At 56.6% G+C, this 17,156-nt stretch carries 11 protein-coding genes; 4 read left to right on the top strand and 7 right to left on the bottom strand.

The window, feature by feature from the left end; genetic code table 11:
* Together LA321_RS14910 and LA321_RS14905 are read right to left on the bottom strand one after the other, a co-directional pair.
* Positions 1–1,737, bottom strand: a complete 1,737-nt coding sequence (locus tag LA321_RS14910; RefSeq protein WP_042071579.1) for an ABC transporter transmembrane domain-containing protein — start codon at positions 1,735–1,737, stop codon at positions 1–3.
* A gap of 149 nt (positions 1,738–1,886) precedes the next feature.
* Positions 1,887–4,700: a hybrid sensor histidine kinase/response regulator gene (locus LA321_RS14905; RefSeq protein ID WP_042071581.1), complete on the bottom strand. Its 2,814-nt coding sequence runs from the start codon at positions 4,698–4,700 to the stop codon at positions 1,887–1,889.
* Positions 4,701–4,849: 149 nt separating this feature from the next.
* Here LA321_RS14905 and trxC point away from each other — a divergent pair, with 149 nt between their 5' ends.
* Together trxC and LA321_RS14895 are read left to right on the top strand one after the other, a co-directional pair.
* On the top strand, positions 4,850–5,284 hold the full coding sequence (gene trxC / locus LA321_RS14900) for a thioredoxin TrxC (RefSeq protein WP_026456130.1): 435 nt from the start codon (positions 4,850–4,852) through the stop codon (positions 5,282–5,284).
* A gap of 160 nt (positions 5,285–5,444) precedes the next feature.
* On the top strand, positions 5,445–6,830 hold the full coding sequence (locus LA321_RS14895; RefSeq protein ID WP_042071584.1) for an SLC13 family permease: 1,386 nt from the start codon (positions 5,445–5,447) through the stop codon (positions 6,828–6,830).
* Between the two features lie 254 nt (positions 6,831–7,084).
* Here the strand turns inward: LA321_RS14895 and LA321_RS14890 are convergent, their stop codons facing one another.
* Complete coding sequence (locus LA321_RS14890) at positions 7,085–9,559, bottom strand: glycogen/starch/alpha-glucan phosphorylase (RefSeq protein ID WP_042071586.1); 2,475 nt, start codon at positions 9,557–9,559, stop codon at positions 7,085–7,087.
* Positions 9,560–9,931: 372 nt separating this feature from the next.
* Positions 9,932–10,129, bottom strand: coding sequence for a DUF4250 domain-containing protein (locus LA321_RS14885; protein WP_026456128.1), 198 nt, complete (start codon positions 10,127–10,129; stop codon positions 9,932–9,934).
* Between the two features lie 229 nt (positions 10,130–10,358).
* On the opposite strand from LA321_RS14885, the gene LA321_RS14880 reads away from it, so the two are divergent.
* Both LA321_RS14880 and LA321_RS14875 read left to right on the top strand, forming a co-directional pair.
* Positions 10,359–10,844 carry a cell division inhibitor gene (locus tag LA321_RS14880; RefSeq protein WP_026456127.1) on the top strand — a complete coding sequence of 162 codons (486 nt, stop codon included), beginning with the start codon at positions 10,359–10,361 and terminating at the stop codon, positions 10,842–10,844.
* Between the two features lie 239 nt (positions 10,845–11,083).
* Positions 11,084–11,518, top strand: a complete 435-nt coding sequence (locus LA321_RS14875) for a YcgN family cysteine cluster protein (RefSeq protein WP_026456126.1) — start codon at positions 11,084–11,086, stop codon at positions 11,516–11,518.
* Positions 11,519–11,799: 281 nt separating this feature from the next.
* On the opposite strand, the gene pflB is transcribed toward LA321_RS14875, so the two are convergent.
* The 3 genes from pflB to ycaO form a co-directional block, all read right to left on the bottom strand.
* Positions 11,800–14,082 carry a formate C-acetyltransferase gene (gene pflB / locus LA321_RS14870; RefSeq protein ID WP_026456125.1) on the bottom strand — a complete coding sequence of 761 codons (2,283 nt, stop codon included), beginning with the start codon at positions 14,080–14,082 and terminating at the stop codon, positions 11,800–11,802.
* 46 nt (positions 14,083–14,128) lie between these two features.
* Positions 14,129–14,977: a formate transporter FocA gene (focA, locus tag LA321_RS14865; RefSeq protein WP_042028928.1), complete on the bottom strand. Its 849-nt coding sequence runs from the start codon at positions 14,975–14,977 to the stop codon at positions 14,129–14,131.
* Positions 14,978–15,358: 381 nt separating this feature from the next.
* Positions 15,359–17,119, bottom strand: coding sequence for a 30S ribosomal protein S12 methylthiotransferase accessory factor YcaO (gene ycaO / locus LA321_RS14860; protein ID WP_026456123.1), 1,761 nt, complete (start codon positions 17,117–17,119; stop codon positions 15,359–15,361).
* Positions 17,120–17,156 lie beyond the last annotated feature (37 nt).

Here is a 17,156-nt window from a genome sequence, read left to right as displayed (position 1 = left end):
TCACAGGCTCTCCTCCACGTCTTGTTCGAGGCGCTGGTAACGGACCATATCCGCATACCAGCCATTGTGGGCCATCAGGGTACCGTGGCGGCCCCGCTCGCTGACATGGCCCTGATCCAGCACCAGGACCTCGTCGGCCTGCTCCACCGCCGTCATCCGGTGGCTGACCAGGATCAGGGTGCGGCGATGAGCCTTGAGGGCGTGCAGGATCTGCTGTTCGGTATGGGCATCCACCGCAGACAAGGCATCATCCAGCACCAGAATGGGCGCCTCCAGCAGCAGGGCCCGGGCAATGGCGAGCCGCTGCTTCTGACCGCCGGAGAGGGTCACCCCCTTCTCCCCCACCTCGGTTTCGTATCCCTTGGGGAAGCGGACGATATCATCGTGAACGCAGGCGATACAGGCCACCCGCTCTATCTCCTCCTGGCTGGCATCGGGCCTGCCGAGGGCAATGTTGGCGGCGATGGTGGTGGAAAACAGGAATGGCTCCTGCGGCACATAGGCAAACTGGCGGCGCAGCTCGCCAAGCGCCAGCCGCTCGACGGGTACGCCCCCCATGGTAAGTTCCCCCGCACTGGGGTTGGCCAGGCGCATCAAGAGCTTGAGCAGCGAGCTCTTGCCCGCGCCGGTGCGCCCCACCACGCCAAGCATGCCGCCCCGCTGCAAGGTAAAATCGATATCCTGCAACAGGTCGCGCTGCTCCAGCCGGTAGCCCACCCCGCATGCACTGAGCGGAAACGCACTGGTTAGCGCCTGTGGCTGCGCTGGGTCCTCGATGTCGCTGCGCTCGGCAAGCAGACTCTCGATACGCGAATAGGCGGCGCTGCCCCGCTCTATGATGTTGAACAGCCAGGCGATGGCAAACATGGGCCAGATCAGCTGGCCAAGATACATGGTGAAGCTGGTGAGCTCCCCCAGGGTCAGTTCATCGCGAAGCACCAGGGCGCTGCCCCCCGCCACCGCGAGGAAGTAGGAGCAGCCGATACACAGATAGATGACGGGATCGAATTTGGCATCGATGCGTGCCACCGCCATGTTGCGCTCCCCCGCCTGACGGGTCAGCTCGGCAAACCCCTGATCCTCCAGGGATTCCACCGCATAGGATTTGAGCACCCGGACACCCGAGAGGGCCTCCTGGGTCTTGTTGTTGAGTCGGGAGAAGGCCCCCTGCGCCGCCTTGAACTCCTTGTAGATCTGCTTGCCAAAACGGTTCATGAAAAACGCCATCACAGGCAGCGGCAACAAGGAGAGCAGGGTCAACTGCCAGGAGTACTGGCTGCACATGATGGAGAGCACCAGGATGCCGACGATCATGGAGTCCACCAGGGTCAGCACCCCCTCTCCGGCGGTCATCTCCACCGCCTGGATGTCGTTGGTAGCATGAGCCATCAGATCACCGATACGGTGACGCTGGTAAAAATCGGGGCTCATGCGGGTGAAGTGGCCAAACAGGCGATTGCGCAGCACATAGGCCAGCCGGTAGGAGGCACCAAACAACATCACCCGCCACACGTAACGAAGCAGATAGATAAGCAGCCCAAGACCAAACAGTCCGGCCAGGTAACGCAACAGGGTATCATTATCCAGGCCCCCCTTGGCGATACCATCCACGACCCAACCAACCACCTTGGGGGGGATCACCGTCAGTATGGCGACCATCATCAACAGGATGATGGCGATCAGATACCGCCGCCACTGCTCCTTGAAAAACCAGCCCAATCGTAGAAATACGCTCACACCACCGACCTTTGGCGTCCACCAGCCCGCCCGTCTGGGCAGCGATGGGGATGCCTCGAAATAGGAAGAAAGGAAACAGCCGCCTCCGGCTGGAGGCGACTCGAATGAAGGCTAATCATATCCCGAACCGGGAGGGTTGAGAATAATTACTATTTGATCCCCTGAGACATGCGATCATCTGCCAGGGTATAGGCACCATACGAATTTTCATGCTGTTCGCCCGTGAGCAGAAAGTGGGATACCTCTTCCCGCGTCTGGCTGAAGACAGCCTGCAACTGCTCCAGATCCACATCCTCCAGCACTTCGTTTTGCCGCAGCCGCCACTCCAGCTCTCCTGCCACCATCTGCAAGCGAGATGCCGAAATATTGGCAGAGACTCCCTTGAGTGTGTGCAGCAACTTGCTGGCGATCTCGGGCTGCTGCCGACGCAGGGCAGAGCGGATCTCCCACAGGTCGTCCTTGTGTTCCGACATGAACAGCTTGAACAGGATCTGCAACGCCTCCTTGTCCTGATCCAGTCGCTTGAGCGCGTCCTGCAGATCGAGGATCCCCATCATGTCCGGCGGTTTGACCTCGAGCAGGCCACTCTGCTCGCTCCCCTGGCGTTTCACCCATTGCAGCAGGTTGTTGTAAAGATCCAGCTTGCTCACCGGCTTGGTCACATAACCATTCATCCCGACCCCGAGACAACGCTCCTTGTCACCGGGCATGGCACTGGCGGTCAGGGCTATGATGGGAACGTCATGCTTGTCGACCATCTTGCGGATCTGGCGGGTCGCATCCAGTCCGTCGAGCACCGGCATCTGCAAATCCATCAGGATGACGTCAAAGGGTTGCTCGGAGACCCGTTCCACCGCTTCCCGACCATTGTTGACCACGGTCACCACGGCCTCGACCCGGCGCAGATATTCGATGATGAGTTGCTGGTTGACCCTGTTGTCCTCGGCCAGCAAGACACGGATCCCCTGCAGCAGGGATTTGAAGTACTGCTGTTCCCCCTGCGCCTCGGCCTGACGGATATGGTGATCGTAGGCACTGCCGTTGAGCAGCTCATCCACCTTGGCCAGCAAGGCATTTTCGGTCATCGGCTTGGCCAGGAAGTGGGTCAGCCCCAGTCCCTCCATTCGGGCATGCAGTCCCTCCCTGGCCCAGGCACTGATCATCAGGATGGGAATCTGACGCCACTGGGGATGCTGGGACATCTCAAGCGCCAGATCCAGACCATCCTCCTGCCCCATGCGCCAGTCGAGGATGGCGAGTCGCAGACTCGGCCCCTCTTCGCGTAGCACCTGGCGGGCACGGGAAAGGGTGTTGACCGCCAGCACACGCATGCCGGCGCGGCTCAGAATATCCCTGGCCAGCTCCAGCACCAGCTCGTTGTCATCCATCACCATCACCAGCGGCTGGTTCTCGAAGAAGACTCTGTGGCCGGCAACGCCGTACATGGCCTGGGCCATGGGGATCTCGAACTGGAACAGGGAACCCACGCCCGGTTTGCTCTGCACCGTGATCCGCCCCCCCATCAGCTCGACCAGGCGCTGGGAGATATTCAGACCCAGTCCCGAGCCACCATATTTGCGGGTATTGCCCGCCTCCAGCTGGGTAAAGGCCTGGAACAACTGGCCCTGTTTCTCTTCGGCGATACCAATCCCGGTATCCCGCACACTGAAACGGATCCGCATCGGATGCAAGTTGGCCAGTTCGATGGAGACTTCGACTTCGCCACGCTCGGTAAACTTGATGGCGTTGTTGACCAGATTGACCAGCACCTGGCCCAGACGCAGGGGATCGCCACGCAAGAAGAGCGGTACCTCGGGGGATTTGCGAATGATCACCTCGATATGCTTGCGTTCGGCCAGATCGGCAAACATGCCCGCCAGCGAGTCGAGCTGCTCGCTCAGGTCGAAATCGATCTCCTCCAGCGTCAGCTTGCCGGACTCCACCTTGGTCAGATCGAGGATGTCGTTGATAAGGAGCAACAGGGTATCGGAGGAGGATTTTATCTTGCCGAGGTAATCCCGCTGCTGCTGATCCAGCTCGGTCTGCAATGCCAATGAACTGAAGCCGATGATGGCGTTCATGGGGGTGCGGATCTCATGGCTCATGTTGGCCAGAAAATCGCTCTTGGCCTGTGCCAGCAACCCGGTCTGGCGTGATAGCTCGCTCAGCTTCTGGTTGCGGCGCCACAAGGTTGCAGCCACCAGTCCAAAGCAGATGAGCGCCCCCAACAGCACCATCAAATAAAAGTGGCTCATCAGCGCAGAGGCCCGCTCCAGCTTGCCCTGTTTCCAGCGCACCAGGCTGTCGCTCACATGCATGTCGATCAACTGGTAACGCAGCGAGTGATAGCCCACCACCTGACGGGCCATCTCTTCACTGAGTTCGAGCAGATTCATGACCTCGGGGCGGTTGTGATAGCGGGAGGCGAGCTGCTGCTGCAAAGCGAGCAATTGTTGCTGCTCGTTCTGATCCCAGCTGTGTTGCAGATAACCGTTCAATTGCGCAAGCTCATGCACATCCCGCTGCAATAGGCTGTCGGTCGCACCGAGCTCACGCACTTTTTGCAACTGGCGTTCAAACGGCTGCGCCATGTACCTGATGGACATCTCCATGGCATGCAATCGGGCCAGTTGCATCAGATAGGAGTCCATATCCTGCAACAGCGCCTTGGCGAGGTGGGCGTGGGTCTTGTCCGGATCGCTGCGCACCTTGCGCGCGAACCCATCGAGGGTGAAAGAGAGCTGGCCAAGCCGCTGTTGGACACTTTCATCGTTGGCCTTTTCCCGCCCCAGCAGATAAACGGTATCCGAATTGATGCGGTTGAGTACCACCTCGGCCGCCGTATTCAGCTCCTGAGCCTGCTGCTGCCAGCTGAGCAACTGCCAGCAGTAGCCGGAAAAGGCGAGCAACAAGGCAACAATCAGCCCCAGCACAACACGGTTCTTCCGTGATCCTTTATTCATCCCGTCTCTCATTTCAAGGTCGCAGATACGGCCGTTGTCACTTTTATCCCGAAGTGAATGATCCACACCGGCCAGTCACCATGTTACCGTTATATGTCCCTGAACTGGTGACAATATTTCGCGCAGCATCGAGCACACCGGAGCTTATTATGTCATTTATCACTACTTATTGTAGTCACTGCTTTAAACGAAACCGCCTGCCTCAAGACCGGCTCAGCCTGTCTGCCAACTGTGGTCACTGCAAGTCTCCCCTGTTCAGCCAGACCCCCTGCATCGGACAAGAGGCGCAGTTTGATACCCTGATCCAGTCCGATATCCCGGTGGTTGTCGATTTTTGGGCCAGCTGGTGCGGCCCCTGCCAACAATTTGCCCCCGTCTTCCACGATGTGGCGCACGAATTTGAACCGGGTTTGCGGTTCGTCAAGGTGGATACCGAACAACAGGCTACCCTGGCCGCACGCTACGCCATTCGCAGCATTCCCACCCTGATGGTATTCAGGCAAGGAAAGGTCCTGGCCCAGATCAATGGCTCATTGCCAAAAAGCATGTTCAAACAGTGGCTGGAACAGTTTCAAGATGTTTAATTAATGTTGCGCCATGGTTTTTTATTTGTTTTAAGCTTTGTTTTCATGTCCGTAATTTGTGAATAGAGGCAGATTTCCAGCACACCCCACTGTTTCAAACAGGTGAATGAATGTAATCTCGGCAACACAACAACAACCATAAATTAACCGAGAGAATGCTATGCACACATCTGCTGTACCCTCAGTGCCATCACGCTGGCTGGACATCAAATCAGGGATCGTGATCCTGGATGTCCTGCTGCTTTGTGCCATGCTGGCCTGGCTCCCGTTTGACCCCATGGTCAACAAGGGCCTCGCCATCCTGATCTTCATCGCCATCCTCTGGCTGACCGAAGCGGTGAATATCACCATCACGGCCTTGTCCATTCCTGTACTCGCCACCCTGCTCGGGGTGTTTGACATGAGCAAGTCCCTGACGGACTTCGCCAACCCCGTCCTGTTCCTCTTCTTCGGGGGCTTTGCCCTGGCAGCAGCCCTCTCCAAACAGGGGCTGGACACCCAGATCGCCGCCAAGGTGATGCAGCTCGCCAAGGGACATCTGGGCTGGGCCTCCATGGTACTCTTCACCATCACGGCGGCCCTCTCCATGTGGATCAGCAACACAGCCACCGCCGCCATGATGATGCCGCTGGCCCTCGGTATGCTAAAAGGCCTCGACATTCACAAGGATCGCCGCACCCTGGTCTTCGTCCTGCTGGGCGTCGCCTACAGCGCCAGCATCGGCGGGATCGGCACCCTGGTCGGCAGCCCCCCTAATGCCATCGCTGCAGCCCAGATGGGTCTTGGCTTTACTGACTGGATGAGATTCGGCATCCCGGTGGTCATCATCTTCATGCCGGTGGGCATCGGCCTGCTCTATCTGGTGACGCGCCCCAATCTCTCCCATCAGGTCAGCACCGAACAGGTGACCATCAAGTGGACCGGACAGCGCAAGGTGACCCTGTGCATCTTCCTGACTACAGTCCTGCTGTGGATTGGCTCACAACCCATCGCCAAGGCGTTGGGAGGCATTCCCCAGTTCGACACCCTGATCGCCATGGGCGCCATCCTGGCTATTGCCATCAGCCGGGTGGCCAGCTGGGATGACATCAACCAGAACACCGACTGGGGTGTGCTGATGCTGTTTGGTGGTGGCCTGACCTTAAGCGCCATCCTGAAGCAGACCGGCGCCAACGCCTTCCTGGCGGAGCACCTCTCCAACGGTCTCGCCGCCATGCCGATCTTCGTCATCCTGCTGTGCCTGACCGCCTTCGTGGTGTTCCTGACCGAGCTGGTGTCCAACACTGCCACCGCCGCCCTGCTGGTGCCCCTGTTTGCCGGCGTTGCGGAAGCATTGGGGGTGTCGCCCATCGTCGTCTCCGTGCTGATCGCCGTCGGTGCCTCTTGTGCCTTCATGCTGCCTGTCGCCACGCCGCCCAACGCCATCGTCTTTGCCAGCGGCCACATCCAGCAGCGTGAAATGATGCGAGCAGGCCTGGTGCTGAACCTGGTCTTCACTGTCATCCTGACCATGCTTGCCTACTTCATGGGCGACATACTCCATTGAGTTAACCCATGTATGCCAAGGCCCCTGACGGGGCCTTTTTTATTGCCTCTCTTGCCTGCCGACGCTCCTGGAGTGCGCACCTTTTTCTCCCGTTCTCAGCCCCGTCATCGGACGTCACTCGCACTCAAATACCAGAACCGCACGCTGGAGGTGACAGTTGAGCAGTTGGCCTTTCTCCCGTGTTCGCACCAACCAAAGTCGCCCACGCCCAATAAAAAACCCCCGCATGGCGGGGGTTTGGGTTTGCTTTCTTGTCAGCCGATGTTGCAGGGCTTCAGGTTCCAGATCCGATCCACATAGTCCTGGATGGAGCGATCGGAGTTGAACTTGCCCATGGTAGCCGAGTTGATGATCGCCTTCTTCGCCCACAGCGCCGGATCCCGATACCAGGTATCGATGAGCTTGTGCGCTTCCGAATAGGAGGCAAAATCTGCCAGGGTCAGGTAGGGATCGCCCCCTTCCAGCAGGGAACGCTTGATGGAGGAGAGTTCCCCCGGGCGACCCGGCGTGAAGTAGTCGGTATCGAACCAGTCAAGCACGGCTTTGAGCTCGGAGTTGGCATAGTAGAAGTCATAGGGGTTGTAACCGCGCCCCTTCAGTGACTTCACCTCGTCCACGTTCAAACCGAAGATGGCGCAGTTTTCGGCACCGGCCTCTTCGGCGATCTCGATGTTGGCCCCATCCAGGGTGCCGATGGTGATGGCGCCATTCAATGCCATCTTCATGTTGCCGGTACCGGATGCCTCGTAACCTGCGGTGGAGATCTGCTCGGAGACATCCGCCGCCGGGATCAGCTTCTCGGCCAGGCTCACGCGGTAGTTCGGCATGAACACCACCTTAAGCTTGCCCTGAATGCGCACATCGTTGTTAACCCGCTCCGCCAACTTGTTGATGGCATAGATGATGTCTTTGGCCAACTTGTAGCCAGGTGCCGCCTTGGAGCCAAAGATGAATACCCGCGGGTGCATGTCGTAGTCCGGGTTCGCCAGCAGACGACGGTAGAGCGCCATGATGTGGATAAGGTTCAGCTGCTGGCGCTTGTATTCATGCAGACGCTTGATCTGGACGTCGAAGATCGCCTCGGCACTGACGTCGATGCCGGTTTCCGCCTTGATAACCTTGACCAGCTTCTCCTTGTTGTGACGCTTGATGGTCATGAACTGCTTCTGGAAGGCCTTGTCGTCAGCAAACTTCACCACGCTGCGCAGTTTGTCGAGCTGCAGCGGCCACTCTTTGCCAACCACCTCGTTGTAGAGTTCGGCCAGTTCCGGGTTGCAGGCCAGCAACCAGCGGCGCGGGGTCACACCGTTGGTGACGTTGCACATCTTCTCGGGCCACAACTCGGCATACTCGGGGAAGAGATCTTCCTTCACCAGTTTGGAGTGGATCTCGGCCACGCCATTGACCTTGGAAGAGCCAATCACGCACAGGTTGCCCATCCGCACCTTGCGCACAGTCCCCTCTTCAATGATGGATAGTTTGGCCTTGATGGCATCGTTGCCCGGCCACTTGGGCTCGACCAGATCATTCAGGAAGCGGGCGTTGATTTCATAGATGATCTCCAGATGGCGCGGCAGCACCTTCTCGAACAGGCTGACAGACCACTTCTCCAGCGCCTCCGGCAGCAAAGTGTGGTTGGTGTAGGAGAAGACCTGATAACTGATATCCCAGGCCGCATTCCAGTCCATCCCCTCTTCATCCACCAGCACCCGCATCAGCTCGGGGATCGCCACGGTGGGGTGGGTATCGTTGAGCTGAATGGCAATCTGGGTGGCAAAGTTGTCAAAGTCGCTGCCGTGCACCCGCTTGTAGCGGCGCATGATGTCCTTGATGGAACAGGCGCAGAAGAAGTACTGCTGGATCAGACGCAGCTCCTTGCCTGCATCCGTATCATCGTTTGGATAGAGCACCTTGGAGATGGTCTCAGCCTGGGCTTTCTCAGCCTGGGAGTCGATGTAACCACCGGCGTTGAACACGTCCCAGTCGAAGAACTCGGAAGCACGGGACTCCCACAAACGCAGGATGTTGACGGTGTGGCCGCCGAAGCCAACCACCGGAATATCCCAGGGCACCCCTTTGATCTTGCGACCGGCGTGCCACACCTTCTTCAGGCCGCCCTTGTCACCAAACACGGTTTCCACGTAGCCGTAGAGCGGGATCTCCTGCACCGATTCCGGGCGGCAGATCTCCCAAGGGTTGCCATATTCGCGCCAGGAGTCCGGACGCTCAATCTGGCGACCATCCTGGATCTCCTGCCGAAACAGGCCGTGTTCATAGTGAATGCCGTAACCAACGGCCGGATAGTTGAGGGTCGCCAGCGAATCGATGAAGCAGGCAGCCAGTCGACCCAGGCCGCCATTGCCAAGGGCCATATCCGGCTCTTGCTCGCAGAGATCGGTCAGTTCCAGACCCAGCTCGCCAAGCGCTTCTTCGCAGATCTTGTACAGGGAGAGGTTATGCAGGTTGTTGGAGGTCAAACGCCCCATCAGGAATTCAGCAGAGAGATAGTGAATCGCACGAGTGTCTTTCTTGAAGTGAGTCTGCTGAGTGCGGGTCAGGCGCTCGTACACCTGTTCGTTGACGGCCGCAGCGGTGGCTTTCCACCACGCTTCGGGAGAGGCTTTCTGTTCGCTTGTACCCAAGGTAGAACGCAGGTGACGCACGATACTCGCCTTGAGCTGATCTTTATCCAGTTGGAGATCCTGGTCTGTCTTCTTCTTGGTAGCCATAAACCATATTCCTTCGTTACAAATAAAATTGTTATCCCGGTTAACGGGTCCGGCGCTGTTGTTATCTCAAATATTTACCGGCGTGAGAATACTAACGAAAGCAGCTGAATTAAAAGTTAACGCAAGTCACACTTTACCCCACGGGAAACGCAATAAAAGTATGAAAACCCTTTCCTTAAAATTCTTTTAAAAATCAATCAAAACCATAAAAATCAATAAGTTAATGCAATCGTAAAAATAATGAAATATGAATAGGTTTTCAGAGGTTGCCAAGTCTTGAAAATCCTTGAAAATAAGCCATGAAATGGCGCATTGAAAGCGATTTCAATGCGCCAAAATGTAATATGAAGCCAACACGATATCCCCCATTGTTCAGGGATGAGCCTTGAACTGGTTGGTCAAGGGATCATAGTGATACCCAATCTGGCCCAACCTGTTCGCCAGTTGCTCCTCACTCATGTCGTAATAAGCCAGCAACTCTTCCAGCCCGTCACACTCCAGTCTCAGCTTTTCGTTGATGATGCCCAACAAGATGTTGGCATCCAGACGCTGCAAAGTACTGATATCCATGACGTCACCTCCCCTGCATTAACCCTGTATAACCATGGGCGGTTCCATTCCATTTGTCCATCGAATAAAAAACGACCACTGCTTTTAAAAAAATTTTCCTGATAAATCAGTATCTTTTTCTCCCATCCTGCCAAGGGCATCACATTTTTTGGCAAAAATGCCTTGTCAGAGTCACAGGACAGAACTACTGTATGCACATACAGCTTGAGTTTTTATACAGGATGCGTAGATGAACCAGCCCCAGCACTCACCTCTCTATGGAATGACCCGTACCATGAGCAATCCCTGGCCAACCAGAACGGCTTGCAAAGCGGGACCGACTCACGCTCGCGCGTCTTTCTTGTCTGATGAACCGCTGCACAAAGAACTGGGTACGCAGTCAATTCCTACCAAGGGATGGATCCTGCTGATCGCCCCGCCAGGCCGCCCTGCTTCTCTCCATCTGCAGGAACAGGGACTTGATCCAGCCAGGGTCTTGATTGTGCACAGCACCAAGATCAAGAACTGGCAGCAGACGCTGGAGCGCAGCCTCGGTTCTGGCCATTGTGCTGCCGTGTTCACCTGGTTACCCGAAACGATCGAACTGGATCACGCCAAATTGCAACGGCTGGAACAGCAATCTGGCGTATTCATCCGTTATTTGGGCGACGTGACGCCAAGAGCAGCCAAGCCACAGGTCGCCTATGCAGAACAGGATATCTACCTCAATCACTGACAAAAACCGACTATGGCGAGACTCGGCCAAAGAGATAGGTCATCGCCATAAATGATGGAAGCAGTAAGGATGGAGATGGGGCCCGATGATAACAACTTGCGGATCAGAGCAAGGTTATTTTGAGCCAGCCATTGCCCTTGGAAAACACATGCCACTGGCAATGGGCCGTCATCCTTGAAATGTGAGGTAACAAGAGGTATAACCACGCGTTTTATCAGGTGTATTAAGTGAGCAGTATGATGCAAGCCCCTTTTTGGCAGACCAAGAGTCTGCAACAGATGACCGAGTCAGAATGGGAATCCCTCTGTGACGGCTGTGGCAAGTGCTGCCTCAACAAGCTTATCGATGAAGACACCGAAGAGCTGGTATTCACCAATGTCGCTTGCAACCTGCTCAACACCAAGACCTGCCAGTGTTCTGACTACCTGAATCGCTTCAAAAAAGAGCCTGACTGCCTGCAGATCACTCATGACAAAATCGCCGAGTATGACTGGCTGCCATCGACCTGCGCCTATCGTCTACTGGCAGAAGGCAATCCCCTGCCGGCCTGGCATCCCCTTATCACCGGCAACCGCTCTGCCATGCACCAGGCCGGACAATCGGTACGGGGCAAAGTCATCCATGAGGTCGATGCCGGCGAGTGGGCCGACCATATCATCACCTGGGCAAGCTGAGCCCAAGGCATAGCGCCATACATCAAGCTAGACCAAGGGCTGCCCACGCAGCCCTTTTTGATCTCTCCCGTGTTTCGTCAACCATACCCTCTGAATCGCCCCTTCTTTCCTGCCACTCTCACCCATCCCTTTGTCAGCGCCTGAGATAGCGGTAACGGTAAGAGGCAGAGGCAGGGGGCGGGAGGATTTTCTGCCTCTGCCTCTGCCTCTGCCTCTGCCCCTGAATGGCAAGCATAAAAAAACCGGCACCTGGGCGCCGGTTTTTAATCACGTGTTCTCGATTACAGAGAAGCGGTGAAGGTACGGGTGATGACGTCTTGCTGTTGCTCTTTGGTCAAAGAGTTGAAGCGAACGGCATAACCGGATACGCGGATGGTCAACTGCGGATATTTCTCCGGGTTTTCCATGGCGTCCAGCAGCATTTCACGGTTCATCACGTTCACGTTCAGGTGCTGACCACCCTCTACGTTGGCTTCGTGGTGGAAATAACCGTCCATCAGACCAGCCAGGTTGGCTTTCTGGGCTTCCATGTCTTTACCCAGTGCGTTCGGTACGATGGAGAAGGTATAGGAGATACCATCTTTGGCGTAAGCAAACGGCAGCTTGGCAACGGAAGTCAGAGAGGCAACCGCACCCTTCTGGTCACGACCATGCATCGGGTTGGCACCCGGGCCGAACGGCGCACCGGCGCGACGACCATCCGGGGTGTTACCGGTTTTCTTGCCGTACACCACGTTGGAGGTGATGGTCAGCACGGACTGGGTAGCCACGGCGCCACGGTAGGTGTTCAGCTTCTGAATTTTCTTCATGAAGCGCTCGACCAGGTCACAGGCGATGTCGTCGACGCGAGCGTCGTTGTTACCGAACTGCGGGTATTCGCCTTCGATTTCGAAGTCGATGGCCACGCCGTCTTCATCACGTACCGGCTTGACCTTGGCGTACTTGATGGCAGACAGGGAGTCGGCAGCAACGGACAGACCGGCGATACCGCAAGCCATGGTGCGATACACGTCACGATCGTGCAGCGCCATCAGAGAGGCTTCGTAGCTGTACTTGTCGTGCATGTAGTGGATGATGTTCAGGGCCGCTACATACTGCTTGGCCAGCCAGTCCATGAAGTGATCCAGACGATCCATCACTTCGTCGTAGTCGAGGTACTCGGAGGTGATCATCTCGGTCTTCGGACCGACCTGCAGCTTCATCTTCTCGTCCATACCGCCGTTGATGGCGTACAGCATGGTCTTGGCCAGGTTGGCACGAGCACCGAAGAACTGCATTTGCTTGCCTACGATCATCGGGGACACACAGCAAGCGATGGCGTAGTCATCGTTGTTGAAGTCCGGACGCATCAGATCGTCGTTCTCGTACTGAACGGAAGAGGTCTCGATGGATACCTTGGCACAGTACTTCTTGAAACCGACCGGCAGCTTCTCGGACCACAGGATGGTCAGGTTCGGCTCAGGGGACGGGCCCATGGTGTACAGGGTGTTCAGCATACGGAAGCTGTTCTTGGTGACCAGGGTACGGCCATCAACGCCCATACCGGCCAGAGTCTCGGTGGCCCACATCGGGTCGCCGGAGAACAGTGAATCGTATTCCGGAGTACGCAGGAAGCGAACCATGCGCAGCTTCATGACCATGTGGTCCATCAGCTCCTGGGCTTCCTGTTCGGTGATCAGACCCTTCTGCAGGTCACGTTCGATATAGATGTCCAGGAAGCTGGAGGTACGACCGAAGGACATGGCTGCACCGTTCTGGGACTTGACTGCCGCCAGGTAGGCGAAGTAGGTCCACTGTACGGCTTCTTTGGCGTTCTTGGCCGGTACGGAGATGTCGCAACCATACTTGGCAGCCATGACTTTCATCTGGGCCAGAGCACGGTGCTGCTCGGAGATCTCTTCGCGCAGACGGATGGTGGCTTCCAGGTTGACGCCGTTTTCCAGATCTTCCTGCAGGGACTTGAACTGGGCCAGTTTGTCGGCCATCAGGAAGTCGATACCGTACAGGGCAACACGACGGTAGTCACCGATGATACGACCACGACCGTAGGCATCCGGCAGACCGGTGATGACGCCGGACTTGCGGCAGTTCAGGATGTCTTTGGTGTAAACGTCAAACACGCCCTGGTTATGAGTCTTGCGGTACTCGGTGAAGATCTTCTCGACCATCGGGTCCAGCTGACGACCGTACACTTCGCAAGAAGTCTTGACCATCTTGATACCGCCGTTGGCGATGATGGCGCGCTTCAGCGGCTTGTCAGTCTGCAGGCCAACGATCTGCTCCAGGCTCTGATCGATGTAACCTGCATCGTGTGCGGTAATGGTGGAGGGCAGGTCGGTATCAAAATCAACCGGCGCGTGAGTGCGGTTCTCGATCTTGATGCCTTCCATGACCTTGTCCCACAGCTTGGTGGTCGCTTCGGTCGCGCCAGCCAGGAAGGACTCGTCACCTTCATACGGGGTGTAGTTCTTCTGGATGAAGTCACGGGTGTTGACAGAAGTCTGCCATTCACCGGCCGCGAAGCCTTCCCATGCTTTTTGGAACTGTTCGTTAAGTTCTGCCATTTTTCATTACCTCACACGGTATTGATGTAGTATCCCGCAATCATCCTTAATGATGACGACGGAAGATAAACCAGTAAGTCAAACCAACCATGACGCCACCACCGATGATATTGCCAATGGTGACAGGGATGAGGTTGTGTAGGACAAAGTTGGATACGGTCAGATCGGCGAAGCTTGCCGGATCCTGTCCGATAGCCTGCCAGAATTCCGGGCTGGCCACGCTGTGAATCGCGATACCAACCGGAATCATAAACATGTTTGCGATGCTGTGCTCGAAGCCGGAGGCAACGAACATGGCAACCGGCAGCAACATCACCACGACCTTGTCAGTGGCACTGCGGGCACCAAATGCCATCCAGGCGGCAAGGCAGACCATCAGGTTGCACAGGATGCCAAGGGCAACGGCTTCAAAGAAAGTATGGTGGATCTTGTGCTGGGCCACTTTCAGGGCGTTGAGGCCCCACTGGCCATCTGCCGCAGTGTATTCCGCCGACATGATGATAAGCCCCACCATGAGCAGGCCACCAATCAGGTTGCCAAAGTAGACCAGGCCCCAGTTTTTGAACAGCTGTGCCCAGCTGATGCGGTTGGCTGCCTTGGCCACCAGGGTCAGGGTGGTGGAGGTAAACAGCTCGGCACCGAGCAGCACACAAAGAATAAGACCAAGGGAGAAGCAGAGACCGCCGACCAGCTTCGCCATGCCCCATGACATGGAAGAGGAGCCTGTAGTCACCGTAATATAGAAGATAAACGCGATGGCGATGAAAGCGCCTGCGGTAATGGCCAGTGGAATGACCTTGTATGCCGGCTTGGTGGCCTTGGCATAAGTGATGTCTTCAGCCAGTGCTGCGATGGCTTCGGGTTTGAGACAATCGAATGGAGATTCAGTTTTCAATTATTTTGTACCTGAACGTTTTGCCTGCCGAAATCATAACAAAGGGGCAAATGGCCAAAATTGACATTGATCAAATTTATCAGCGTGCGAATGTAATTTTACTACAAAGATTTTAAGGCTGCGGAGCCATAAGTTTACACCAGGTTTCAGCTGAAACAGAAACGATTTTTTTTTAATGCAATGATTTAAAAGAATTTATTGATATCCATCTCAAAGTATTATCGGCAAGATATCTTTGCGGGACGACCCTGTTCTCCCCTCCCCTTCGTCAACCCCCTTAGGGGTATTTTTTGTTTTTTATTTCATCCTTGAATAACGCATCACACTCTGTCTTTTGCATAAAAAAGGGGCCGAACGGCCCCTTTATAACACGTTATAGCCTTACGCCCACTGGTGGGTGCGTTTGGCTTTCTGCAACTTTTCGTAAGCCGCCAGCAGTTTCTGGTGCAGCGGGAACTGCTCGAGCGACAGATCGGCCGCCACCAGCCCGTGGAAGTGCGCCTCACCACTGGCATGGGCCCAGGCTTCAGCCAAGGTATCTTCGCCGAACATGCGGGCAAACACGGTGCGGTACTGCTCGGGATCGCGATCCTCGTCGAGGAAGAGCTCGACACAGGCGCGCAGAGCGCGGTAGTAGTTGGCCCGCTCGGCCGGGAACACCGATTGGTTGAATTCCATGGTCCAGTCGATGAGATCGAGCGCCGTCTCCAGCTCGCCTGCGGCCAGCGCCAGCATGGCCTTGAGCTCACCAACCCTCAGGGTATGCAGAGCGGTGCCCTTGGCGGCGGCGATGCCGAGCAGCTCGCGCACCCGGGTGCGTTCGTCGTGCCCCTCTTCATCCAGCTGGTCAAACAGCGCCATGTATTGCTCTGCGTCCCATTCCAGCGCCGGCAACGCAAGGATAGTTTCCCGCAGGTGAGCACCCATGGTGTTGTTGGCCAGCAACAGATCCTCGGCCGGATAGATGTCGGACATGCCGGGCACCAGGATGCGGCAGGCATAGACGCCCAGGTGCTCGTAGTCGGCGACGTAGACCGGCTGCTCCAGCTCGTGGAAGATGCCGATCAGGTGATCGAACTCTTCTTGCGAAGTGCCGCGAAAATCCCAGTCGGCAAACTCGAAGTCCGCATCCTGCTTGAACAGATCCCAGCTGATGAGACCGGAGGAGTCGATGAAGTGGGTCTCCAGGTTGTGGTGATCCGCTACCTGTTCGTTGTCAAACGAGGGCGGTACGAACACGTCCAGATCCTTGAGGCCACGCCCCTGCAGCAGCTCGGTGACGGTACGCTCAAACGCCACTTCAAAGCGCGGGTGGGCACCGAAGGAGGCAAAGCAGGTACCATTGCTGGGGTTGAGCAGCACCACGCAGATGACCGGATAACGGCCACCCAGGGAGGCATCGAAGCTGTAGATGGGGAAGCCTTCGGCCTCAAGGGCGGCGATGGAGGCCTGGATCCCCGGATAACGGGCGATCACCTCAGCAGGGATCTCCGGCAGACTGATGGCCTCGGCGATGATCTTGTTCTTCACGTGACGCTCGAACACCTCGGAGAGCGCCTGGGTGCGGGCCTCGGTCTTGGTGTTGCCGGCACTCATGCCGTTGGAGACATAGAGGTTGCCGATGATGTTCATCGGGATGTAGACGGTCTGATGGTCGGACTGGCGCTCGAACGGCAGGGCGACGATACCGCGCTCCTCGTTGCCAGACTGCAGATCCACCAGCATGTCGGCGGTCACTTCCCCATCCGGGTTGTAGAACTTGCGGGTGAAAGAGTCGAGCAGACCGGCAGGCAGCTGATCCCCCTCGATGGGGAACCACTTCTCATTCGGGTAGTGGACGAAATCACCGTTCGCTACCTGCTCGCCCAGATAAAAGTCGGCGAAGAAGTAGTTGGTGGAGAGACGCTCGAAGTACTCGCCGAGGGCCGAGGCCAGTGCGGCCTTTTTGCTGGCGCCCTTGCCGTTGGTAAAGCAGAGGGAGCACTCCTTGTCACGGATGTGCACGGACCAGACGTTGGGCACGGGGTTGAGCCAGGAGGCCTCTTCGATATCAAACCCCAGGGCTTGCAGCTTGGTCTGGAAGCGTTCGATGGAGTCTTCCAGCGCCGCGTCCTTACCGGGAATAAAAGTGTGGTCGGTCATCACAATGTCCTGATTTTATTGGCTCATGTTTGGCCGC

The sequence above is a fragment of the Aeromonas enteropelogenes genome, from assembly GCF_020097295.1.
Taxonomy (GTDB): domain Bacteria; phylum Pseudomonadota; class Gammaproteobacteria; order Enterobacterales; family Aeromonadaceae; genus Aeromonas; species Aeromonas enteropelogenes.
This window is presented reverse-complemented; position numbering and strand designations above follow the sequence as displayed.

Excerpts from the sequence above, each read along its gene's own strand:
- LA321_RS14905 (WP_042071581.1), bottom strand. The coding sequence starts at position 4,700 with ATGAATAAAGGATCACGGAAGAACCGTGTTGTGCTGGGGCTGATTGTT.
- pflB (WP_026456125.1), bottom strand. The coding sequence starts at position 14,082 with ATGGCAGAACTTAACGAACAGTTCCAAAAAGCATGGGAAGGCTTCGCG.
- LA321_RS14880 (WP_026456127.1), top strand. The coding sequence starts at position 10,359 with ATGAACCAGCCCCAGCACTCACCTCTCTATGGAATGACCCGTACCATG.
- LA321_RS14895 (WP_042071584.1), top strand. The coding sequence starts at position 5,445 with ATGCACACATCTGCTGTACCCTCAGTGCCATCACGCTGGCTGGACATC.
- trxC (WP_026456130.1), top strand. The coding sequence starts at position 4,850 with ATGTCATTTATCACTACTTATTGTAGTCACTGCTTTAAACGAAACCGC.
- LA321_RS14875 (WP_026456126.1), top strand. The coding sequence starts at position 11,084 with ATGCAAGCCCCTTTTTGGCAGACCAAGAGTCTGCAACAGATGACCGAG.
- LA321_RS14890 (WP_042071586.1), bottom strand. The coding sequence starts at position 9,559 with ATGGCTACCAAGAAGAAGACAGACCAGGATCTCCAACTGGATAAAGAT.
- ycaO (WP_026456123.1), bottom strand. The coding sequence starts at position 17,119 with ATGACCGACCACACTTTTATTCCCGGTAAGGACGCGGCGCTGGAAGAC.
- LA321_RS14885 (WP_026456128.1), bottom strand. The coding sequence starts at position 10,129 with ATGGATATCAGTACTTTGCAGCGTCTGGATGCCAACATCTTGTTGGGC.